Below are 21,115 nucleotides of genomic sequence, written 5' to 3'. Positions count from 1 at the left end.
GTTCGGGCAGGCTTTTACCACGAGCTCCCGCCGCTGACCAATGCGGCACGATTGTGCCAGCGACGCGGTCGAGGTCTATTCGGGTTGCCCATTGCCTGACAGAATCTGTGCTGCGCCCCTGATGGCGACACGGAAAGCCTCGTCGAAGCCGACACCGCGCACCTGCCAGATGTAGGTCTTGCCGGCCATGGCCAGCCGCCAGTCGGCGATCCAGCCCAGTTCCTTGTCGCTCCAGATGAGACTGCCGGAAAGCGCTTGGTCGGCGCCGGCCTTCTTCGCGAGTGTGTCGAGCTTTGTCATCTGGGCATTGCGAAGCGCCCGATCGTCCAATCCGGCCTGCGCCAGCTGTGCTGCCGTGGGAAAAGCCACCTGCATGGCCAGCGGTACGGCGGCATTGCCGAACGATTCGCGCATCGGCATGCCACGGTCGCCATCGGCATCGAGCGCGTAATGCATTGTTCCGCGCTCCGTCGCCAAAAACACCGCCAGCCGTGGCCGCGCGGTCAGCCATGGCCTGCTGCCGAGCGAAGCAAGCACCGGGTCGATCACTTCAGGCTTGTACTGGCAGTAAAGGTTGTGAGGCCGGTCGTAGGTGCCTTGATCGTCATGGTTGGGAATGCCTTCCATGCGGTCGCGGTAGCGAAAGCCAGCGACGAAGCTGCCCGCCTTATCACGCAATACCGTCATTTCAGGTTTCGCCGGCAGGCGCTGATCACCGGAAATCCGCACCAGAACCGCGTCGAGACAGCGCTTGAAGCCGGACTGGCGGTTCTTCTCGTACTTGCCGTTGACGATGGTCTGCGAACTGTAGAGATCTTCCAAAGTCCCCGCCATGACAGGGTGAACAGCCAAGCAGATGCTCAGCCCAATTGCCACCGGCGCAAAGCGTGAAAATCGAGTCATAACCAATCGTCCCGTTCGAAGACCCGCCAGAGCTGCGCTGCAATGAACTCTATCCAGTTTTTCAGTATTGCAGCTCGATTTTTAGTACCGGCTCCTGGTCCGGGCCAGAGCTTGCACCGGTGTGCTCGCCATTGACGCACCCATGCGCCACGCTTTAGCACTTCAGTCCCGGCGGCCGGGGGAGGGATTCTTCACGATGGATTTTGGCGGAGGCGACGAGATCCGCTTCGAACATCTGGGCCGGGCCGGCGTCGTCACCTTGACGCGGCCGCAGGCGCTCAATGCCTTGACGCACCGCATGATCGGGGCGCTCGACGCTGCCCTTTCCGCCTGGGAGACCGACCAGGGCGTCGATGTCGTCGTCGTCAGGGCCGAGGGCAGGGCCTTTTCGGCCGGCGGCGATATCCTGCATGTCTATGAGACAGGCCGGGCGGGAAAACCGCCGGTCGAGTTCTTCGCCGACGAATATCGCCTCAACGCCCGCATCAACAGTTATAGGAAACCTTATGTGGCCCTGATCGACGGCATCGTCATGGGCGGTGGTGTCGGAATCTCCTTCCATGGCTCGCACCGGGTGATGACCGAGAATGCCCAATTTGCCATGCCGGAGGTCGGCATCGGCTTTTTTCCGGATGTTGGCGCCAGCCACCTGCTGCCTGATCTCGGCGGCTCCTTCGGCATGTATCTGGCGCTGACCGGCAATCGCATCCGCTATGGCGATGCGCTGTGGTCGGGGCTGGCCACCCACACCATCAAGGCCGGGGACCAGGCTGGCTTCCTCGACCGGCTGACACTGACCGGCGATCCGGAATCGGTGCTGCGCGGCTTCTTCGTGCAGGCAAGGCGAGAAACCGACAGACCGACGCTGGAGGCGATTGTCCGCCATTTTTCGCAACCGTCCCTGAACCGCGTCATCGACAGCCTCGAGCGTGCGGCCGCCGCCGATGAGTTCGCGGCAAAGACACTGGCGACGATCCGCACCTGCTCGCCGACCAGCCTGCGCGTCGCCTGGCGGCAGATCAGCGCCGGACTGACGCTGTCCATGGAAGCCTGCATGAAAATGGAGTTCCGCATCCTCAACCGGATGCTCGCCGGCCATGATTTCTACGAAGGTATCCGCGCCGCCATCATCGACAAGGGCTCGAAGCCGCAATGGCGGCCGGCAAGCCTCGCTGCGGTCAGCGAAGCGGATGTCGATGCCTATTTCGCTCCGCTCGGCGAACGGGAACTCTTGATATGAGCGAGGTGACCTCGAGGCGCGTCGTGCTGCAGCCCTCCGGGGTGGAGGTGATCTTCGCCTGGTTCCAGCGCGTCATATCGGGCTACTGCCTGCTGTTCGGCATTCTCTACTGGATCAGGTTGATCGGCTTTTATCCGGGTACGCTGTGGCGGTTCGACCTGATGCCCGTGCACTGGCAGGTCGCGGCGGTGGTGCTCGCCGTGTTCTTCCCCTTTGCCGCTGCCGGCCTGTGGATGCTGGCGTCCTGGGGCCCGGTGATCTGGTTCATTTGCGCGGTGACCGAGACGGTCATGTATGCCGGCTTTCCCGAGCTATTCGGCCATCGCTTGCTGATTGTCGTCTCGCATGCGGCGGTGGCGGTGCTCTACATTGTCTTCCGCGTCGTCATCTACCTGCAGAAGCGCCCGGTCCGCCACTAAGCCCTTGAGCACATTGGCGGCCCGGCTGTCGCCTCGAATGAGCCCCGCAATCGTTGCCGAAATCTTTAGGTTAATTATCCTTGCTCGGGTGACCGTTCGTTAAGCCTCTTGCGAAACCTCTTACCGGTAAGCTCTTGTTAGCCCTAGCGTTTAAGTCGAATTTTATGAGTATTCGATAGTGTCGCGATCAAGGTGAAAAACAAAAAATCACCAGGGCGACAAACGAGAGGCAAAGACAATGATCAATTCGCGTCCGGCGGCGAAGACCGCCAACGTATCCGACGATCGCCGCGAGGCTATCCGTTCCCTGTACATGGAATCGCTGCAGCTTGTTGAGCGGCTGCACCGCCGCCTGCTTGATGTGATCAAGGACGAATTCGACCGCAACGGCCGTTCCGACATCAATGCCATCCAGGCGCTGCTGCTGTTCAATATCGGCAATTCCGAGCTGACCGCCGGCGAGCTGCGCTCGCGTGGCTACTATCTCGGCTCGAACGTCTCCTACAATCTGAAGAAGCTGGTCGATCTCGGCTTCATCAACCACCAGCGCTCGCGCATCGACCGCCGTTCGGTCCGTGTCTCGCTGACGCCGAAGGGCAACGAGGTGGCGGAGGTCGTTGCCGGCCTCTACGAGCGTCATGTCGGCTCGATCGAACAGGTCGGCGGCATCAACACCGACGAGTTCAAGCAGATGAACCGCGCTTTGCAGCGGCTCGACCGCTTCTGGAACGACACCATCGCCTACCGGATGTAAGGCGCCGCATCGGATCCGGCCCGCGCCACAGAAGCGCGGCCGAAATATCGACCTTCAGTCAGGGCCGGTGCCGAGAGGCATCGGCCTTTTCTTTTCCTGATCCCAAAGCCCAAATATCCGGCCAGGTTTGCTTTCGCTGCAGCAGTGCCTAATGTCACGGCCTGGAGGGGCGCGTTATGGGTGAGGGAAAACGCACGAAGATTTGCTCGGTTGCCGCAGTGCTTTTGTTGGTCTCGCAAACGGCTTTTGCCGAGGAATGGTGGAAGGATTCTTTCGCTGGGGAAGGCAGCGAGCCCTGTGACAACAATGACTCGATAGTGACGTTTACCGACAAAGCAATGGAAATGTGGGAGGTCCGCTGCACGTTGGACAAGGTTCAGAAGATCAACCGCCTGGATGTCGTCATCCTGGATATGACGTGTACGGACGGCGAGAGCACAGACAAGAGGCGGGAGCTGCTGCTCAAACTCGAGGACAACAAAGTCCTGCGCTACCCCAGCATGAGGTGTTGCAACGATGTTCGGAATTGAAGGCGAAGCCAGGTCCGGGCCCAAAGGTTGAAACCTCACACTGAGGGATCGTGAGGATAGGCAGCGCGTCTCGTGGAGCGGCCGAACCGCCGTCTGCTTGACGCGATCAAGGATGCCGATCGATACCGAAAAAGCACGGGCCTTTCATTTCGCTGCGGCGCCCGATGCAAATCGCGGGCCAAGGCCACGTTGCCGCCATATTCCAATGGAACCGAGAGTGGCAGTGATGCTGGTGTGAAGACCATGCGTTCACCCGCAATCTGTATCGCGCCTGGGCGCTGTCACACCAAGGTGATACGGAGCATGGTTGGCTAATTGTTAAGATTGCCAATTTTACAGTGCGGGCGAGATCGCCCGGTGATCAACGCAGCAAGTGATCGAACTGCTACAAATGTCTGGAACGTCCATGAGAACCAGCCGTCGTTTTTTCCTCTCCGGAGCCTCCGCGCTCGCAGCAGCGGTGGTTGCCGGCGGCGCCAATGCGCAAGATGTGATCGGTGATATCCTGAAATCCTCGGCGCGCGGCAATTGGGACGACCAGTTCGACGCCCGCGCCAGCGAGGGCGGCAAGGTGGCCTCGACGCTGCCGATCTTCAGTCTGCAGACCGTTGCCTTCACGGAACAGGCGGTCGCGCAATATCAAAACATTGTCGGGCAGGGTGGCTGGGTCGATGTTCCCGCGACCAAGAAACTGCAGCTCGGCGTCGATGATCCCGATGTGGTGCCATTGCGTAAGCGCCTGATGGTTGCGGGCGACCTGTCGCAGAGCGCCGGCATTTCGACGGCTTTCGACTCCTACGTCGACTCGGCGGTCAAGCGCTTCCAGTTGCGCCATGGCCTGCCGGCCGATGGCTCGATGGGCAAATACACCTATGCGGCGATGAATGTTTCGGCGCAGATCCGGCTTGGCCAGTTGCAGACCAATCTGCAGCGGCTACGCGAAAAGGCCGGCACGCTGGGCAACCGTTATGTGCTGGTCGACATTCCGGCAGCACAGATCGAAGCGGTCGAGAACGACCGCGTCGTGCTTCGCCATACCGCGATCGTCGGCAAGATCGATCGCCAGACGCCGATCGTCAATTCCAAGATCAACGAGATCATCGTCAATCCGTACTGGAACGCGCCGGTCTCGATCGTGCGCAAGGACATCATTCCGCTGATGCGGAAGAATCCCGATTATCTGAAGGACAGCCACATCCGCCTGTTCGCGCCGGACGGCAGCGAAGTCGATCCGCTCAACGTCGACTGGTCGACCGACGACGCCGCCAAGTATCGCTTCCGCCAGGATCCCGGCGCGGGCAATGCGATGGCGTCGGTCAAGATCAATTTCCCGAGCCCCGACGGCGTCTACATGCACGATACCCCACAGCAGAGCCTATTCGGCAAGATGATGCGTTTCGATTCCTCGGGCTGCGTGCGCGTGCAGAATGTGCGCGACCTTGTCACCTGGATCCTGCGCGACACGCCTGGCTGGGACCGTCAGCATTTCGAGGCGGCGATCAAGACCGGCGAAAACACGCCGATCCAGATTACCAACCCGGTGCCGGTCCACTTCCTCTATCTCTCGGCCTGGTCGACGGCCCCAGGCGTCGTGCAGTTCCGCGACGACGTCTACGCGCTCGACGGCAACAACGAGCTGCAGATCACGTCTTCGCTTTAAGCGACTGATATTTTTATAAAAAAGGCCGCCGCTCAGGGCGGCCTTTTCGTTGCTCGGATCCTGCCGCGGTTTTCGCGGAGCGAGGCGGCTGGACGGATCGGCCGGCTTTGCGCATGGTCGGCGGGAAAGTCTGGAACCGGACCATGGAAGTCGCCGTCTTCATTCTGGTTGTACTCGTCTTCGTGGCGCTTTCCGGCGCGCTGGTGCGCCTGGTGCGGGTGCCGCTGCCGGTGCTGCAGATTGCGATCGGTGCCGCACTCGCCTGGCCGGTGCGCGGCATCCATGTCGAGATCGACCCGGAATTGTTCCTCCTGGTATTCATTCCGCCGCTGCTGTTCGGCGATGCCTATGGCGCACCGAAGCGTGAACTGATGGCGCTGCGCGGACCGATCCTGGATCTTGCCATCGGGCTCGTGTTCTTCACCATCGTCGGCTTCGGCTACGCCTTGCACTGGCTGGTGCCGAGCATCCCGCTGGTGGTCGCCTTCGCGCTCGCCGCGGTGCTGTCGCCGACCGATGCGGTGGCCGTGTCCTCGATCGTCGACAAGAATGTCGTTCCGGCGCGGCTGATGCACATTCTGGAAGGCGAGTCGCTGCTCAACGATGCTTCCGGCCTCGTCATGTTCCGCTTCGCTGTCGCAGCAGTGCTGACCGGCAGCTTTTCCTTCGCCGCCGCTTCGCTCAGTTTCCTCTATGCTGTCGCCGCCGGCATCATGATCGGCGTGGCGGCGCTGTTCGTCGCCGCCAAGCTGCTGCAATTGCTCAACCGCATCGGCGGCGTGCCGGCCGAGGCGCAGGTGCTGGTGATGATCCTGCTGCCCTTCATCGCCTATCTCGGCGCCGAGCACGTCGGCGCGTCAGGCATCCTGGCGGCGGTCACCGCCGGCCTGCTCACCGGCGGCTCCGGCGTGTTCCGCTTCCTCGGCGTCTCGGCGCGCATGCAGACGATGTCGTTATGGACGACGCTTTCCTTTGTTTTCAACGGCGCTCTCTTCATCGTGCTCGGGCTGCAGCTTCCCGACATCATCCGCCATGTGCCGCCGGAACTCATGAGCATGCATCCGATCCTCCAGCCGATCGCGACCGTCATCGCGCTGACGCTGTGCCTGATCGCGCTGCGCTTCCTGTGGATATGGGTTGGCGATATCGCCGCCGGCATCGCCGCGCGTCTGGGCAAGCGCAAGGTGGAGCCTTTCGGGTTGCGCGTGCGGCTCGCCGGTTCGGTGGCCGGTGTGCGCGGCGCGATCACGCTGGCCGGCATATTGTCGCTGCCGCTGGCCATGCCGGACGGCTCGCCGTTCCCGGCACGCGACCTGGTCATTTTTCTCGCCGCCGGCGTCATCATCTGCTCGCTGGTCTTCGCCAGTCTCGCTTTGCCGACGATCGCCAGGGGGTTGGTCGAGCCCGGTGAGGATGCCGGTGCCGCCGAAGAGCGCCTGGCGCGTGTCGGCGCCGCCAAGGCCGCGATCGCTCGCATCGAGAGTATCGCCGGAGCAACTGATGATGAGGGAGGCGAGGTGCCTGACGCCAGGCTTGCCGCCGCCGACAGCATTGTCGCCGGCTACCGGCGCCGCATTGCCGCCTCCGACGAAGCCGATGAAGCCCGCGCCGAGGCGCGCGAAGCTGGAAGGCTGGAGCTGGAACTGCGGCTCGCCGGCATCGAGGCCGAGCGCGCAGCCGTGCGTGACATGTTTCGGAGCGGCGAGATCAACGACCATACGTCGCAGGCGCTGTTTACCGAGATCACGCTCACCGAGGCCTTGCTGAAAGGCCGCAAGGCAAGGAAATAGCGACCCGCGGGCTTCGCTGGCGCAATCCGGCCAGCAAATTTCGCGCCGCAAACGTGGCGGGGCGAAAACAACTGTGTTAATGGCGCGGCGAACCTTCGCAGCCCCCGAACCCCGAGGATTTCAGGCCATGGCAACAGCAGCGGCAGTGTCGAACAAATTCGAATCCTTCTTCGAAACCACGCTGGCCGATGCCGATCCGGAGATTTTCGGCGCCATCCGCAACGAACTCGGTCGTCAGCGCCACGAGATCGAGCTGATCGCCTCGGAAAACATTGTGTCCCGCGCCGTGCTTGAAGCGCAGGGCTCGATCATGACCAACAAATACGCCGAGGGCTATCCGGGCAAACGCTACTACGGCGGCTGCCAGTTCGTCGACGTGGCCGAGGAACTGGCCATCGAGCGCGCCAAGAAGCTGTTCGGCTGCAACTTCGCCAACGTCCAGCCGAATTCGGGCAGCCAGATGAACCAGGCGGTGTTCCTGGCGCTCTTGCAGCCGGGCGACACGTTCATGGGCCTGGACCTCAATTCCGGCGGCCATCTGACTCACGGTTCGCCGGTCAACATGAGCGGCAAATGGTTCAAGGTCGTCTCCTATGGCGTGCGCCAGGACGACCATCTGCTCGACATGGATGCCATCGAGAAGACAGCGCATGAGACCAAGCCGAAGCTGATCCTGGCCGGCGGCACCGCCTATTCGCGCGTTTGGGACTGGAAGCGTTTTCGCGAGATCGCCGATGCGGTCGGCGCCTATCTGATGGTCGACATGGCCCACATCGCTGGGCTGGTCGCCGGCGGCGTGCATCCGTCGCCGCTGCCGCATGCCCATGTCGTGACCACCACGACGCACAAATCGCTGCGCGGCCCGCGCGGCGGCATGATCCTGTGCAATGACGAGGACATCGCCAAGAAGATGAATTCGGCGGTGTTCCCCGGCCTGCAGGGCGGCCCGCTGATGCATGTCATCGCGGCCAAGGCGGTGGCCTTCGGCGAAGCGCTGAAGCCGAGCTTCAAGGTCTATGCCGAGAGCGTCGCCGCCAACGCCAAGGCGCTCGCCTCAAGCCTCAAGGAGACCGGTCTCGACATCGTCTCCGGCGGCACCGACAACCATCTGATGCTGGTCGATCTGCGCCCGAAGAACGCCACCGGCAAGCGCGCCGAGGCGGCGCTCGGCCGCGCCAACATCACCTGCAACAAGAACGGCATTCCGTTCGACCCGGAAAAGCCTTTCGTCACATCTGGCGTGCGTCTCGGCACCCCGGCCGGCACCACGCGCGGCTTCGGCCAGGCCGAATTCCGCGAGATCGGCAAGCTGATCGCCGAAGTGCTGGATGGTCTCAAGGTCGCCAATTCCGACGAGGGCAATGCCGCTGTCGAAGCAGCGGTCAAGGCCAAGGTGGTAGCGCTGACCGATCGTTTCCCGCTCTATCCCTATCTCGGCTGACGCGATAGGAAGTCTTACCGCCTGCTGCAGCGACAAGCGTCGTTTCAGCAGGCCGGGGCGACCGGCAGGAGCCTTGATGATGCGACCATTTCGTTTCGCCGACCTTTGCGCCGTTGGCGTCCTGACCGCTTTGATTGCCCTGCCGTTCTCGGGCATCGCCCTAGCGCAAACCGCACCCGCTCAGCCGACGCAACCCGCACCTCAGGCCGCACCCGCTTCGCCCGCCCAGGCGGCACCCAAGCTCGAAACTTTCGGTAGGTGGTCGACCCTGGTCGACGAGGTCGACACCGGTGAGGATCTCCGCAAGACCTGCGCGGCCTCGACCGCCTTTATCGGTGCCGGTGGCGTGCCCGGTACCCTGACGCTCATCATCACGAACGGCGATGCCCTGCCGCCGGATGCCTACCCGTCCGTAACGATCGCCGTCGACAACAAGGATCTGCCGGCCGGCAAGTCCGTCGCCGCCACCTTTGGCGACGACAAGGGCCGCGTCACTGCCAAGCTCCATTCCGACGGCGCGGTGAACGGCCGGCTCAACTGGACCGTGGACAACCAGGCCAAGACCAGCCTGGCGCTCTTGCGTGCCATGCGCCGTGCATCGGTGCTTGACGTCTCCTTTGGCGATGCGCCGGTTGGAAGCATATCCATGGACGGCTTCACCAAGGCCTATCGCAGCCTCGGCGCATCGTGCGGATTCCCGACCGCTGACGTCGCCCCCTGACGACGCTGCCTGGCGAGGCTGGCAATCCTGCTTGCGTCTCGCTATCTCTGAAGGGCGAGGGGCTGTTGGCGATACTTTGCCATCGTTGCAAAAACCTCTAAGCCTTTCGCTTCACCAGATTCGCCAACCAAAGGCTCCTCCATGCGCTGTCCCTATTGCCAGTCAGAAGATACGCAGGTGAAGGATTCACGCCCCGCCGAGGATGGGGCGGCGATCCGCAGGCGGCGCGTCTGCCCAGATTGCGGCGGCCGCTTCACCACCTTCGAGCGCGTGCAGTTGCGCGACCTCGTCGTGGTCAAGAAATCGGGCCGCAAAGTGCCGTTCGACCGCGACAAGCTGCTGCGTTCGATGGAGATCGCCGTGCGCAAGCGCAATGTCGATCCCGAGCGCATCGACCGCGCGGTGACCGGCATCGTGCGCCAGCTCGAAAGTTCCGGCGAGACAGAGGTTGCTTCGGGAGAAGTCGGCCGGCTGGTCATGGAAGCGCTGAAATCGCTCGACGATGTCGCCTATGTCCGTTTCGCCTCGGTCTACCGCAATTTTCGCGAGGCCAAGGATTTCCACGAATTGCTGGGAGAGTTGAAGGGGGACGAAATCAAGGGTGAAGAGGAAGCCAGCTGAGCATGACTGCAAGCGAACAGGCCGCCCTTGATCGCCGCTTCATGGCGGCGGCACTCAGACTGTCGCGAAAGAATGCCGGGCGCACCGCGACCAACCCGTCCGTCGGCACGCTGATCGTGCGCGATGACGGCAATGGCCCGATGATCGTCGGCACCGGCGTCACCGCCGTCGGCGGCCGCCCGCATGCCGAGACCGAGGCCCTGGCCGAGGCCGGCGCGCTGGCGCGCGGCGCCACCGCTTACGTCACTCTCGAACCTTGCGCCCATCATGGCCGCACGCCGCCTTGCGCCAATGCGCTGGTCAATGCCGGTGTCGCGCGCGTCGTCGGCGCCGCCAGCGATCCCGATTCGAGGGTTTCCGGCAAGGGCTACGCGATCCTGCGTGCCGCCGGTGTCGAGGTGGTCGAGAAGGTCTTGGCGGCGCAAGCTTCCGAGCAGATGGCCGGCTATTTGATCCGATCGTTGAGAAAACGCCCCGAAGTGATTCTCAAGCTTGCGCTTTCCAGCGACGGCAAGATCGGCCGGGAAGGCGAGGGACAAGTGTCGATCACCGGCGATATCGCGCGCCGCGAAGTGTATCTTATGCGGGCCGAGGCCGATGGCATATTGGTTGGTGTCGGCACGGCCCTCGAGGATGACCCGGCCCTGACGGTGCGTTTGCCGGGGCTGGAGAACCGTTCGCCGGCACGCATCGTGCTCGACCGCCAGATCAGGTTGCCGGAGGCCTCGAAGCTGGTTTCGGGCGTCGACCGGGTGCCGCTCTATGTCGCCGCTTGCCTGGAGGCCGATCCCCTGCGGCGCGCAGCACTCGAACGCGCCGGCGTGCGCTTCATCGGCACCGAAACTCATGAGGGCGGCGTCGCGCTGCCGGAACTGCTCGAGGATCTGGCCTCGCTCGGCATGGCTAGCGTGCTGGTCGAGGGCGGCGCCAAGGTGGCGAGCGCTTTCCTCGCCGATGGGCTGGTCGACCGCATCGTGCTGTTCCAGGGGCCGGAAGCGATCGGCGATGACGGCATTGCATCGCCGATCGACGCCGACCATATCCCGGCAGGATTTCGCAAACTGCGCGACATGCGTTTCGGCGAAGACAGCTACGCCGAGTGGATAAGGGATATCTGATGTTTACCGGGATTGTCACCGATATCGGCACTGTCGCTTCCGTCAAGCCGCTCAGGGAAGGGGTGGGGTTGCGCATCGACACCGCCTATGACCCGCAGACCATCGCCATCGGCGCCTCGATCTCCTGCGGCGGTGTTTGCCTGACAGTCACTGCCTTGCCCGACAGCGGCTCGAACGCGCGCTGGTTCGAGGTCGAGGCTTGGGAAGAGGCGCTGAGGCTGACGACGGCCTCGGGCTGGAAATCCGGCACCAAGGTCAATCTGGAGCGGGCGCTGAAGATCGGCGACGAACTCGGCGGCCACATCGTTTCGGGCCATGTCGACGGCATGGCCGAAATCGTCGAGCGCAAGGATGAGGGCGACGCCGTGCGCTTCACGCTGGAGGCGCCGCGCGACCTGGCGAAGTTCATCGCGCCCAAGGGCTCCGTCGCGCTCGACGGCACCTCGCTCACCGTCAACAAGGTCGAAGGCACGCGCTTCGACGTGCTTTTGATCCACCATTCGCTGACCGTGACCACCTGGGGCGAGCGCAAGGTCGGCGACCGCGTCAACCTCGAGATCGACACCATGGCCCGCTATGCGGCGCGGCTGGTGGAGGCGACGAAAGAGGGGCTTTGATGACCAAGGACAGGGTGAATTCCACGCAGGAAGACAAGTTGATGCGTGAGGTGCAGGCCGATGTGAACACCGAAGAGCACTCGCAACTCGATCTGTCCGTCAACGACAGCAGAGTCTTCGTTGAAGCCTTGATCAATCCTCGATCGGTGAACGATCGTCTGCGCGATACCGTGCGTGGCTACCGTCACAATACAGGCGTATGAGCACTGGAAACCAATAAGTTCTGCGGACCTTCGGCAACGTGGACAATCTTCCGCTTGCGATGAACCCGGCTTCGGCCTAAGTCACCGGCAACTCCCCGGAGACTTTTATGGCTGGTACATCCCAACACGGCAAAGCCTTCATTCGTCCGAAGGCGAAGGCGCATCTGCTTATTGTCGAAGCGCGCTTTCACGACGACCTTGCCGACGCGCTGCTCGATGGCGCGACAAGCGCGCTCGATGAAGCGGGCGCGACTTATGATGTCGTCACCGTCCCAGGTTCGCTCGAAATCCCCGCGGTGATCACCTTTGCACTGGACGGCGCGACGGAAGGCGGCACACATTATGATGGCTTTGTCGCGCTCGGCACCGTCGTCCGCGGAGACACCTATCATTTCGACATTGTCGCCAATGAATCCAGCCGCGCGCTCATGGATTTGAGCGTGCAGGACTCTGTCTGCATAGGCAATGGCATCCTCACCACCGAGAATGACGCCCAGGCCTGGACTCGCGCCAAGCGCTCGGAAGGCGACAAGGGCGGCTTTGCCGCGCGTGCGGCGCTGACCATGATTGCCCTCAAGGAACAACTGGGAGCGCGATCGTGAGCGAACCCGCTTCGCCCGGCCAGCCCTCGGTGCGCCACGCCAACAAACGCGGCGCTGCCCGTCTGGCCGCCGTGCAGGCGCTCTATCAGATGGATGTCGCCGGCAGTGGCGTCTTCGAGATCACCGCCGAATACGAGGCCTTTCGTCTCGGCAAGGAAGTCGACGGCGCGCTCTACCGCGAGGCCGATGCGCAATGGTTCCGCGCTATTCTGGCGGGTGTCGTCGAGAACCAGAAGACCATCGATCCGATCATCCGCCAGGCGCTGACCGAGGACTGGCCATTGTCGCGGCTCGATTCGACGCTGCGCGCCATCCTGCGCGCCGGCGTCTACGAGCTGATGAAGCGCGAGGATGTCCCCGTCGCCGTCATCGTCTCCGAATATGTCGACATCGCCAAGGCCTTCTACGAGGAAGATGAGCCGAAGCTGGTTAATGCCGTGCTCGACCGTGTGTCTCGCCGGGTGCGTGGCGAGGGGCGCGGCAAGGACGCATCATGACGGCCATCGCCCTCGATGCCAGTCAGGAGGCGCGACGCACGGCGCTGATCCTGGCCGCCTCGCAGGCGATCATCGGCTCGGCGGCCCCCATCGCCATCTCCGTGGGCGCGCTGGCCGGGCAATATCTGCTCGGTCCCGACAAATCATTGGCGACAGCGCCGGTCACCGGCTTCAACATCGGCGTGGCGCTCGGCGCGCTGCCTGCAGCGGCCATCATCCGTAGTATGGGCCAGCGCGGCGGTTTCATGACCGGCACGATCGTCACGGCGCTCGGTGGCCTGATCGCCACGCTAGCGCTTTTTCAAGGCAGCTTCTGGCTGTTTGCCTTTGGCTTGCTCACGATCGGTGTCGGCGGCGCCTTCGTCCAGCAGTTCCGCTTCGCCGCCGCCGACAACGCACCGCCTGAATTCAAGGCGCGCGCCATCTCCTTCGTGCTGGCCGGCGGCATCGTCACCGCCATCCTCGGACCGCAGATCGTCATCTTCACCCGCGAATTGCTTGCGCCGGTCATGTTTGCCGGTTCGTTCGTCTCCATCCTGCCGCTGGCAGCGGTCGGCGCCATCATCCTGTCGTTCCTGCGGCTGCCGACGAAAGCATCCGGCAAGGTGGAGATCGCCGACAGCGACGCCAGGCCGCTGGCTGAAATCGTCACGCAGCCGCGTTTCGTCGCCGCGCTTTTCTGCGCGGTTGGCAGCTATGCGCTGATGAGCTTCGTCATGACGGGCGCACCGCTGGCCATGGTCGGTTGCGGCCTGTCGGAGAACGACGCGACGCTCGGCATCTCCTGGCACGTCATGGCGATGTTCGCGCCAAGCTTCTTCACCGGCTCGCTGATCCATCGCTTTGGCGCCGAACGCATTGTGGCCACCGGCCTGATCCTGCTCATCGGCTGCGCCATTGTCGCTCTGTCGGGCCTGGCGCTGTGGCAGTTCTGGACGTCGCTGATCCTGCTAGGCCTTGGCTGGAACTTCGGCTTCATTGGCGCGACCGCGATGGTGGCCGCCACCTACCGGCCGTCGGAAAAGGGCAAGGTGCAAGGCTTCCACGACTTCGTCCTGTTCGGCTCCGTCGCCTGCGCCTCGCTGATGTCGGGCATGGTCTACAATGCCTGGGGCTGGGAGATGCTGAACTGGATAGTCTTTCCGGTCACCGTCCTGTGCTTCGTGGCGCTCGGCGCGCTCAAGCTGACGAGCTTGCGCAAAGCCGAAGCCTGATCCATCCGCCGTTTCACCTGACGGCGCTGTCAGCACGATGTCGGTCGAATTTACCGCTCCGTAACAAAATATTGCGTCTGTACCTATTGTTATGAAACCGTGTGCCCCGACTGGCCGTTGAAGCCATGCTCATATGCGGTCACCGCGTTTCGGTTCATAGCAAGGGGTTTCACAATGTTTTCAGTCAAGTTTCTGGCCGGCGCGGCATTGGCGCTCGGCATCACGGTGGCTACCGCCAATGCCCAGGTGGTTGTCTCTTCCAAGATCGACACAGAGGGGGGCGTGCTCGGCAACATCATCCAGCTCGTGCTCAACGCCAACAACATCAAGACATCGGACCGTATCCAGCTCGGTGGCACGCCGGTGGTGCGCAAGGCGATCACCGCCGGCGAGATCGACATCTATCCCGAATATACCGGCAACGCCGCTTTCTTCTTCGAAAAGGCCGACGACCCGGTCTGGAAAGACGCCGCCAAGGCCTATGAAACGGCCAAGAAGCTCGACTATGACGCCAACAAGATCGTCTGGCTGTCGCCGTCGCCCGCAAACAACACCTGGGCGATCGCGCTGCGCAAGGAAGTCGCCGAGACCAACAAACTTGCCACGCTCACCGACTTCGGCAAATATGTCGCGGGCGGCGGTCAGGTGGTGCTGGCGGCTTCCGCCGAGTTCGTCAATTCGGCGGCTGCGCTTCCGGCTTTCCAGACCACCTATGGCTTCACGCTGAAGCCGGACCAACTGATCACCCTTTCGGGCGGCGACACGGCGGCAACCATCGCAGCGGCCGCCAACCAGACCAACGGCGCCAACGCGGCCATGGTCTACGGCACCGATGGCGGCATCGCACCGTCCGGCCTCGTCGTGCTCGACGACGACAAGGGCGTGCAGCCGGTCTACCAGCCGGCGCCGATCATCCGCGAAGCGGTGCTGAAGGAACATCCCGAGATCGAGACGCTGCTGAAGCCGGTCTTCGCCAAGCTCGACCTCGTCACGCTGCAGGAGCTGAACGGTCGCGTGCAGGTCGGCGGCGAGCCGGTCAAGGGCGTCGCCGAGGACTTTTTGAAGAAGAACGGGTTTTTGAAGTAGTCAGTGACACCGGTGCAAGGCACCCCCCTCTGGAAGCTGCTGATCTCCCCCCTTGCGGGGGAGATGTCCGGCAGGACAGAGGGGGGTGCTGTCCCGCCGACCTCCCAACCCGTCAAAGGTGCGTGCCTCGACAGGGTTGCTTCTGAACAAGCCGACACCCGAAAGTTGGCGATCCTTCACACCCCCCTCTGGCCTGCCGGCCATCTCCCCCGCAAGGGGGGAGATCGGATATCGCGTCGGTTTTCGCCAATCCCCAAAGAAAGCTGCGCGATGTGGCAAATCGCCCCTCATGAGGGGCAACCATGACTCCCCGCTTCGACAAGCTCGGCGTGGTCATCGCCGCGATATCAGCCTACGCGGCTTTTGCCGCGCCCTTTGCCACGTTCCGTGCCAACCGCATCGTCCCCGGCCAGGCGCGCTCGATTCTCGAGGCGCTGCCGGCAACGACCGGGACGCTGCTGCTCGCCATCATTGTCGCCGCAGCACTCATCGCGCTGTTCAAGACACCACTTGTGCTGCGCCTTGCCGCCAGCGTGATGGCGCTTGCCGCGCTCGCGCTGCTGATCGGTGTCGCCGGAACATTTCTCACGCCGGCGGGCAACACCTTCGCCAGAGTTTCGCCAGCCTCCGGTTTCTGGATTCTGATCTTTGCCTTCACGCTTTTGCTCGCCGACGTGCTGACAAGGCTGAACCTGTCGCCATTGGCGCGGGTTGGCGTGCTTGTGGTCGCGGCTTTGGCGATCGGGCTGCTGTTGATTTCGGGAAGCTGGGACAATCTGTCGATCCTGAAGGAATATTTCAACCGCGCCGACAGTTTCTGGGCGGAGGGCTCCAAGCATGTGACGCTGGCGCTCGGTTCGCTGGCCGCCGCGGTGATCGTCGGCCTGCCGCTCGGCATCCTGTGCCATCGCGTCGAAAATCTGCGGGCCGGGGTTCTCAACGTGCTCAACATCATCCAGACCATTCCCTCGATCGCGCTGTTCGGCCTGCTGATCGCGCCGCTCGGCTGGGTTGCCGCGCATGTGCCGGGGGCTGCCGCGCTCGGTATTCGCGGCATCGGCACCGCTCCCGCCTTCGTCGCGTTGTTCCTTTACTCGCTGCTACCGGTGGTGGCCAACACGGTGGTCGGTCTCGCCGGCGTGCCGCGCGCGGCCAACGACGCGGCGCGCGGCATGGGCATGACCGACAGGCAGCGCCTGTTCGGCATCGAGTTTCCGCTGGCTTTTCCTGTCATCCTCACCGGCATCCGTATCGTTTTGGTGCAGAACATCGGCCTCGCCACCATTGCCGCGCTGATCGGCGGCGGCGGTTTCGGCGTGTTCGTCTTCCAGGGTGTGGGTCAGACGGCAATGGACCTTGTGCTGCTCGGCGCCGTGCCGACGGTCGCGCTCGCCTTTGCCGCCGCCATCATCCTCGATGCGGTGATCGAAATGACCGCCACCAAGCGCAGGGTTGAAACGGCATGATCGAGATCGAAGGCATCACTAAGCGCTATGACGCGACGACCGTGGTCGATGACGTGTCGATGGTCATCGAGCCGCGCACCATCGCCGTCATTGTCGGCACGTCCGGTTCCGGCAAGACGACGCTGCTGCGCATGATCAACCGGCTGGTCGAGCCGACCTCGGGCATCATCAAGCTCGACGGCGCCGACAATCGTTCGCTGCCCGGCTACGAGTTGCGCCGCAGCATCGGCTACGCCATCCAGGGCCACGGCCTGTTTCCGCATCGCACGGTGGCACAGAACATTGCCACCGTGCCGGTGCTGCTTGGCTGGGACAAGGACCGTATCAAGGCCCGGGTCGACGAGCTGATGACGCTCTATCAGCTTGACCCCGAAGCCTTCGGGCCTCGCTACCCGCACGAACTGTCCGGCGGCCAGCAGCAGCGCGTCGGTGTTGCCCGCGCACTCGCCGCCGAGCCCAACGTGCTGTTGATGGACGAACCGTTCGGCGCCCTCGACCCCATCATCCGCACCAAGGCGCAGGAAGATCTGCTGGCGATCCAGAAGCGCTTCGGCACCACCATCATCCTCGTCACCCACGACATGGAAGAGGCCGTGCATATGGGCGACAAGATCGCGGTCATGGATGCCGGCAAGCTGGTGCAATACGCCAAGCCGGCCGAGATCCTGGCTAAGCCGGCAAGCGCCTTTGTCGAGACCCTGGTCGGCGCCAGCGAGCGGCCGTTCCGGTTGCTGTCGCTCGGCCGGGTTCGCGATGCCGTGGAGAAGGGCTCCGCCGAAGGCGAGGCGATCCCCGGCGACGCCAGCCAGCGCGACGCGCTGGCCGAACTGCTATGGTCGGGTCGGCCGGCGCTGCCGGTCACAGGCGCCGACGGCAAGCCGCTTGGCCGCGTCACCGTCGACGGGCTGGTGAAGCGCGCGGCGAGGCCGGCATGAAGGCCCGGCTTCCATCGCTGCTCAGGCTAGCCCTGGTGGTGCTGCTCGTTGCCTTCGTCACCAATCCCGGCTGGTTCGAGCCGCTGCTGAAGCCGCTGACCGAAAACAATGCGCCGGTGATCTACAACCAGGGCAGCCTGCTGACCCTGACATTGCTGCATTTGCGCACGGTTCTGATCGCCACCGTGGCAGCAACCGTCGTTGCGGTGGCGCTTGCCATCCTGGTCACCAGGCCGGCCGGCGCCGAATTCCTGCCGCTATCGCGCAGCCTGGTCAACATCGGCCAGACATTTCCGCCGGTGGCGGTGCTGGCGCTTGCGGTGCCGGCCGTCGGCTTCGGCGAGAAGCCGACGCTGATCGCCCTGTTTCTCTACGGCCTGCTGCCGATCTTCGAAAATGCGCTGACCGGCCTGACGACGCTGCCGGCCAATGTCGTCGAAGCGGCGCGCGGCGCCGGCATGACCGGTTGGCAAAGGCTCACCAAGGTCGAGCTGCCGCTCAGCGCCCCGATCATTCTCGGCGGCATCAGGCTGTCGGTGGTGATCAGTCTTGCCACCGCGACCATCGGTTCGACCGTGGCAGCCAAAACGCTGGGCGAAGTGATCATCGCCGGGCTGTTGTCCAACAATCTCGCCTTCGTCCTGCAGGGCGGCCTGATCGTGGCAGCCCTTGCCGTGCTGATCTATGACGGTCTATCGGCGATCGAGCGCTACACGGCGCGCCGCATGGGCCGGGAGACCGAGTAGCCGCGTCTTGCGTCAAGGCCAATTTCAATCGATCTAATAGGAGAGTGCTAACGGCAGCCGCCGCTTGGCCCCAACCATTTAGGCGAAAGCCGGGCAAAAACCGAACAATATCTTGACGTTCGCAGCCCTGTTTCGCATACACCGCTGCGAAGAGGCGGATTCCGTGCACGGAATCCGGTCTTTGTCTCAACGGCCCAGGGAGGGGTTCTTTTGGGCCATCAATCGAGGAAAATCCGGCAATGACAATTATTTCCGCCGTCATCGCCTGCGGCCTGCTTTCAATCCTTTACGCCATCTGGGCGACACGTTCGGTCCTTGCGGCCGATCAGGGCAATGCACGCATGCAGGAAATCTCCGCGGCTATCCGCGAGGGCGCACAGGCCTATCTGGCGCGTCAGTACACCACCATCGCCATCGTTGGCGTCGTCGTCCTCGTGCTCGCCTGGTGGCTGCTGTCCATCACCGCCGCGATCGGCTTCCTGATCGGTGCAGTGCTTTCAGGCGCCGCCGGCTTCATCGGCATGCATGTCTCCGTTCGCGCGAATGTTCGTACGGCGCAGGCCGCATCGAACAGCCTCGCTGCCGGCCTCGACATCGCGTTCAAATCGGGCGCCATCACCGGCATGCTGGTTGCTGGCCTGGCCTTGCTCGGCGTTTCGATCTACTACCTCATCCTGACCCACTTCATGGGCCTCCAGCCCAATGATCGCATCGTCATCGACTCGCTGGTCTCGCTCGGCTTCGGCGCATCGCTGATCTCGATCTTCGCCCGTCTCGGCGGCGGCATCTTCACCAAGGGCGCCGACGTCGGCGGCGATCTCGTCGGCAAGGTCGAAGCCGGTATTCCCGAAGACGATCCGCGCAACCCGGCCACCATCGCCGACAATGTCGGCGACAATGTCGGCGACTGCGCCGGCATGGCCGCTGACCTGTTCGAAACCTATGCGGTGACCGTTGTCGCCACCATGGTTCTGGCTGCCATCTTCTTTGGCGGTACCGCCGTTCTGGGTGCAGCCATGCTTTATCCGCTCGCTATCTGCGGCGCCTGCATCCTGACCTCGATCGTCGGCACCTTCTTCGTCAAGCTCGGTTCCAACGGCTCGATCATGGGCGCACTCTACAAGGGCCTGATCGTCACCGGCCTGCTGTCCATCGTCGGCCTCGGCGTCGCCACCCATGTCACCCTCGGCTGGGGCGAGATCGGCACCGTCGCCGGCATGGTCATCACCGGCAAGAACCTGTTCATATGCGGCCTGGTCGGCCTCGTGGTGACCGGTCTCATCGTGGTCATTACCGAATACTACACCGGCACCAACAAGCGCCCGGTCAACTCTATCGCCCAGGCGTCGGTCACCGGTCACGGCACCAACGTCATCCAGGGCCTTGCGGTCTCGCTGGAATCGACGGCGCTGCCGGCGATCGTCATTGTCGGCGGCATCATCTCGACCTATCAGCTTGCCGGCCTCTTCGGTACGGCGATCGCCGTCACGACGATGCTCGGTCTTGCCGGTATGATCGTTGCGCTCGATGCCTTCGGCCCGGTCACCGACAATGCCGGCGGCATTGCCGAAATGGCCGGCCTGCCCAAGGAAGTGCGCCAGTCCACCGACGCGCTCGACGCGGTCGGCAACACCACCAAGGCGGTGACCAAGGGTTACGCCATCGGTTCGGCCGGTCTCGGCGCACTGGTGCTGTTTGCCGCCTACTCTAACGACCTGAAGTTCTTTGCCGCCAATGGCGACAAATATCCCTACTTCCAGGGCATGGGCGAGATCTCCTTCGATCTCTCCAACCCATACGTCGTCGCTGGCCTGATCTTCGGCGGTCTGATCCCGTATCTGTTCGGCGGCATCGCCATGACGGCCGTCGGCCGCGCGGCGGGCGCCATCGTCGAGGAAGTGCGCAAGCAGTTCCGCGAGGATCCGGGCATCATGGCTGGCACCTCGAAGCCGAACTACGCACGCGCGGTCGACCTGCTGACCAAGGCGGCAATCAGGGAAATGATCATCCCGTCGCTGCTGCCGGTGCTGGCGCCGCTCGTCGTCTATTTCGGCGTGCTGCTGATCTCGGGCTCGAAGGCGTCCGCCTTTGCCGCCCTTGGTGCCTCGCTGCTCGGCGTCATCGTCAACGGCCTGTTCGTCGCCATCTCGATGACCTCTGGCGGCGGTGCCTGGGACAACGCCAAGAAGTCCTTCGAAGACGGCTTTGTCGACAAGGACGGCGTCAAGCATCTCAAGGGTTCCGAGGCGCACAAGGCTTCGGTGACCGGCGACACGGTCGGCGATCCCTACAAGGACACCGCTGGCCCGGCCGTCAACCCGGCGATCAAGATCACCAACATCGTCGCGCTCTTGCTGCTGGCCGTGCTCGCGCACGGCTGATCAAAAGCATCCACTCGAAAACAGAACCCGCGGGAGCGATCCCGCGGGTTTTTTGTTGAAGCGATGACAACGTCGACCCTTCAGCGCTTCGCTTCGCCTGGGTCCTCCAGTGCGTGGTGTGCAAGCATCTCATCCAGGCTCGGCTCGCGTTTCCTTGGCCACGGCCACACC

Annotated in this window: 21 protein-coding genes; 20 read left to right on the top strand and 1 reads right to left on the bottom strand. The window is 63.3% G+C overall.

Annotation, left to right across the window (positions count from 1 at the left end):
• Positions 1 to 75: 75 nt before the first annotated feature.
• A complete protein-coding gene (locus NKJ04_RS25250; protein ID WP_352677808.1) occupies positions 76 to 852 on the bottom strand; it encodes a DUF8605 domain-containing protein in 777 nt (258 codons plus the stop codon).
• A 247-nt stretch (positions 853 to 1,099) separates the two neighbouring features.
• Here NKJ04_RS25250 and NKJ04_RS25245 point away from each other — a divergent pair, with 247 nt between their 5' ends.
• From NKJ04_RS25245 to NKJ04_RS25150, 20 genes are all read left to right on the top strand, one after another.
• Positions 1,100 to 2,143 (top strand): enoyl-CoA hydratase/isomerase family protein, encoded by a 1,044-nt coding sequence (locus NKJ04_RS25245; RefSeq protein ID WP_352677806.1) that lies wholly within the window; start codon positions 1,100 to 1,102, stop codon positions 2,141 to 2,143.
• On the top strand, positions 2,140 to 2,562 hold the full coding sequence (locus NKJ04_RS25240) for a DUF6163 family protein (RefSeq protein WP_023810222.1): 423 nt from the start codon (positions 2,140 to 2,142) through the stop codon (positions 2,560 to 2,562). Before NKJ04_RS25245 ends, NKJ04_RS25240 begins: the two co-directional genes overlap by 4 nt.
• A gap of 238 nt (positions 2,563 to 2,800) precedes the next feature.
• Positions 2,801 to 3,316, top strand: a complete 516-nt coding sequence (gene ldtR / locus NKJ04_RS25235; protein WP_008875359.1) for a transcriptional regulator LdtR — start codon at positions 2,801 to 2,803, stop codon at positions 3,314 to 3,316.
• A gap of 176 nt (positions 3,317 to 3,492) precedes the next feature.
• The gene (locus NKJ04_RS25230; protein ID WP_352677804.1) at positions 3,493 to 3,846 is read left to right on the top strand and encodes a hypothetical protein; all 354 of its coding nucleotides are present in this window, start codon (positions 3,493 to 3,495) and stop codon (positions 3,844 to 3,846) included.
• Between the two features lie 406 nt (positions 3,847 to 4,252).
• Positions 4,253 to 5,506 (top strand): L,D-transpeptidase family protein, encoded by a 1,254-nt coding sequence (locus tag NKJ04_RS25225; RefSeq protein ID WP_352677802.1) that lies wholly within the window; start codon positions 4,253 to 4,255, stop codon positions 5,504 to 5,506.
• A gap of 143 nt (positions 5,507 to 5,649) precedes the next feature.
• The gene (locus NKJ04_RS25220) at positions 5,650 to 7,296 is read left to right on the top strand and encodes a Na+/H+ antiporter (protein WP_352677800.1); all 1,647 of its coding nucleotides are present in this window, start codon (positions 5,650 to 5,652) and stop codon (positions 7,294 to 7,296) included.
• A 127-nt stretch (positions 7,297 to 7,423) separates the two neighbouring features.
• The gene (gene glyA / locus NKJ04_RS25215) at positions 7,424 to 8,737 is read left to right on the top strand and encodes a serine hydroxymethyltransferase (RefSeq protein WP_013532252.1); all 1,314 of its coding nucleotides are present in this window, start codon (positions 7,424 to 7,426) and stop codon (positions 8,735 to 8,737) included.
• A 76-nt stretch (positions 8,738 to 8,813) separates the two neighbouring features.
• Positions 8,814 to 9,458, top strand: coding sequence for a hypothetical protein (locus NKJ04_RS25210; protein ID WP_352677798.1), 645 nt, complete (start codon positions 8,814 to 8,816; stop codon positions 9,456 to 9,458).
• Positions 9,459 to 9,599: 141 nt separating this feature from the next.
• A complete protein-coding gene (nrdR, locus tag NKJ04_RS25205; protein WP_352677796.1) occupies positions 9,600 to 10,079 on the top strand; it encodes a transcriptional regulator NrdR in 480 nt (159 codons plus the stop codon).
• Positions 10,080 to 10,081: 2 nt separating this feature from the next.
• Positions 10,082 to 11,197, top strand: coding sequence for a bifunctional diaminohydroxyphosphoribosylaminopyrimidine deaminase/5-amino-6-(5-phosphoribosylamino)uracil reductase RibD (gene ribD / locus NKJ04_RS25200; RefSeq protein WP_352677795.1), 1,116 nt, complete (start codon positions 10,082 to 10,084; stop codon positions 11,195 to 11,197).
• Entirely contained in the window at positions 11,197 to 11,814 is a 618-nt protein-coding gene (locus NKJ04_RS25195; protein ID WP_292680555.1) for a riboflavin synthase, read from the top strand. The genes ribD and NKJ04_RS25195 overlap by 1 nt, the downstream gene beginning before the upstream one ends.
• Entirely contained in the window at positions 11,814 to 12,017 is a 204-nt protein-coding gene (locus NKJ04_RS25190; RefSeq protein WP_023810230.1) for a type II toxin -antitoxin system TacA 1-like antitoxin, read from the top strand. Before NKJ04_RS25195 ends, NKJ04_RS25190 begins: the two co-directional genes overlap by 1 nt.
• Positions 12,018 to 12,124: 107 nt before the next feature.
• Positions 12,125 to 12,619: a 6,7-dimethyl-8-ribityllumazine synthase gene (ribH, locus tag NKJ04_RS25185; protein WP_013532245.1), complete on the top strand. Its 495-nt coding sequence runs from the start codon at positions 12,125 to 12,127 to the stop codon at positions 12,617 to 12,619.
• A complete protein-coding gene (nusB, locus tag NKJ04_RS25180) occupies positions 12,616 to 13,116 on the top strand; it encodes a transcription antitermination factor NusB (RefSeq protein ID WP_023810231.1) in 501 nt (166 codons plus the stop codon). The genes ribH and nusB overlap by 4 nt, the downstream gene beginning before the upstream one ends.
• Positions 13,113 to 14,330 carry an MFS transporter gene (locus tag NKJ04_RS25175; protein WP_352677792.1) on the top strand — a complete coding sequence of 406 codons (1,218 nt, stop codon included), beginning with the start codon at positions 13,113 to 13,115 and terminating at the stop codon, positions 14,328 to 14,330. The genes nusB and NKJ04_RS25175 overlap by 4 nt, the downstream gene beginning before the upstream one ends.
• A gap of 174 nt (positions 14,331 to 14,504) precedes the next feature.
• A complete protein-coding gene (gene osmF / locus NKJ04_RS25170) occupies positions 14,505 to 15,416 on the top strand; it encodes a glycine betaine ABC transporter substrate-binding protein OsmF (protein ID WP_128305719.1) in 912 nt (303 codons plus the stop codon).
• Positions 15,417 to 15,718: 302 nt separating this feature from the next.
• Positions 15,719 to 16,882: an ABC transporter permease gene (locus NKJ04_RS25165; RefSeq protein WP_023810234.1), complete on the top strand. Its 1,164-nt coding sequence runs from the start codon at positions 15,719 to 15,721 to the stop codon at positions 16,880 to 16,882.
• Positions 16,879 to 17,817, top strand: a complete 939-nt coding sequence (locus tag NKJ04_RS25160; protein WP_352677789.1) for an ABC transporter ATP-binding protein — start codon at positions 16,879 to 16,881, stop codon at positions 17,815 to 17,817. The genes NKJ04_RS25165 and NKJ04_RS25160 overlap by 4 nt, the downstream gene beginning before the upstream one ends.
• Positions 17,814 to 18,563, top strand: coding sequence for an ABC transporter permease (locus NKJ04_RS25155; protein WP_352677787.1), 750 nt, complete (start codon positions 17,814 to 17,816; stop codon positions 18,561 to 18,563). The genes NKJ04_RS25160 and NKJ04_RS25155 overlap by 4 nt, the downstream gene beginning before the upstream one ends.
• Positions 18,564 to 18,802: 239 nt before the next feature.
• Complete coding sequence (locus NKJ04_RS25150; protein WP_128305721.1) at positions 18,803 to 20,944, top strand: sodium-translocating pyrophosphatase; 2,142 nt, start codon at positions 18,803 to 18,805, stop codon at positions 20,942 to 20,944.
• Positions 20,945 to 21,115: the final 171 nt, after the last annotated feature.

Origin of the sequence: Mesorhizobium sp. M0618 (assembly GCF_040320765.1) — a bacterium.
In the GTDB taxonomy this organism is placed as follows: domain Bacteria; phylum Pseudomonadota; class Alphaproteobacteria; order Rhizobiales; family Rhizobiaceae; genus Mesorhizobium.
The sequence above is the reverse complement of the archived record's forward strand: the minus strand, read 5'-3'. Positions and strand labels throughout refer to the sequence as shown.

What these genes read in the sequence shown, in the direction of transcription:
- NKJ04_RS25245 (WP_352677806.1), top strand. Translation starts at nt 1,100, where the DNA reads ATGGATTTTGGCGGAGGCGACGAGATCCGCTTCGAACATCTGGGCCGG.
- NKJ04_RS25240 (WP_023810222.1), top strand. Translation starts at nt 2,140, where the DNA reads ATGAGCGAGGTGACCTCGAGGCGCGTCGTGCTGCAGCCCTCCGGGGTG.
- ldtR (WP_008875359.1), top strand. Translation starts at nt 2,801, where the DNA reads ATGATCAATTCGCGTCCGGCGGCGAAGACCGCCAACGTATCCGACGAT.
- NKJ04_RS25230 (WP_352677804.1), top strand. Translation starts at nt 3,493, where the DNA reads ATGGGTGAGGGAAAACGCACGAAGATTTGCTCGGTTGCCGCAGTGCTT.
- NKJ04_RS25225 (WP_352677802.1), top strand. Translation starts at nt 4,253, where the DNA reads ATGAGAACCAGCCGTCGTTTTTTCCTCTCCGGAGCCTCCGCGCTCGCA.
- NKJ04_RS25220 (WP_352677800.1), top strand. Translation starts at nt 5,650, where the DNA reads ATGGAAGTCGCCGTCTTCATTCTGGTTGTACTCGTCTTCGTGGCGCTT.
- glyA (WP_013532252.1), top strand. Translation starts at nt 7,424, where the DNA reads ATGGCAACAGCAGCGGCAGTGTCGAACAAATTCGAATCCTTCTTCGAA.
- NKJ04_RS25210 (WP_352677798.1), top strand. Translation starts at nt 8,814, where the DNA reads ATGATGCGACCATTTCGTTTCGCCGACCTTTGCGCCGTTGGCGTCCTG.
- nrdR (WP_352677796.1), top strand. Translation starts at nt 9,600, where the DNA reads ATGCGCTGTCCCTATTGCCAGTCAGAAGATACGCAGGTGAAGGATTCA.
- ribD (WP_352677795.1), top strand. Translation starts at nt 10,082, where the DNA reads ATGACTGCAAGCGAACAGGCCGCCCTTGATCGCCGCTTCATGGCGGCG.
- NKJ04_RS25195 (WP_292680555.1), top strand. Translation starts at nt 11,197, where the DNA reads ATGTTTACCGGGATTGTCACCGATATCGGCACTGTCGCTTCCGTCAAG.
- NKJ04_RS25190 (WP_023810230.1), top strand. Translation starts at nt 11,814, where the DNA reads ATGACCAAGGACAGGGTGAATTCCACGCAGGAAGACAAGTTGATGCGT.
- ribH (WP_013532245.1), top strand. Translation starts at nt 12,125, where the DNA reads ATGGCTGGTACATCCCAACACGGCAAAGCCTTCATTCGTCCGAAGGCG.
- NKJ04_RS25175 (WP_352677792.1), top strand. Translation starts at nt 13,113, where the DNA reads ATGACGGCCATCGCCCTCGATGCCAGTCAGGAGGCGCGACGCACGGCG.
- osmF (WP_128305719.1), top strand. Translation starts at nt 14,505, where the DNA reads ATGTTTTCAGTCAAGTTTCTGGCCGGCGCGGCATTGGCGCTCGGCATC.
- NKJ04_RS25165 (WP_023810234.1), top strand. Translation starts at nt 15,719, where the DNA reads ATGACTCCCCGCTTCGACAAGCTCGGCGTGGTCATCGCCGCGATATCA.
- NKJ04_RS25160 (WP_352677789.1), top strand. Translation starts at nt 16,879, where the DNA reads ATGATCGAGATCGAAGGCATCACTAAGCGCTATGACGCGACGACCGTG.
- NKJ04_RS25155 (WP_352677787.1), top strand. Translation starts at nt 17,814, where the DNA reads ATGAAGGCCCGGCTTCCATCGCTGCTCAGGCTAGCCCTGGTGGTGCTG.
- NKJ04_RS25150 (WP_128305721.1), top strand. Translation starts at nt 18,803, where the DNA reads ATGACAATTATTTCCGCCGTCATCGCCTGCGGCCTGCTTTCAATCCTT.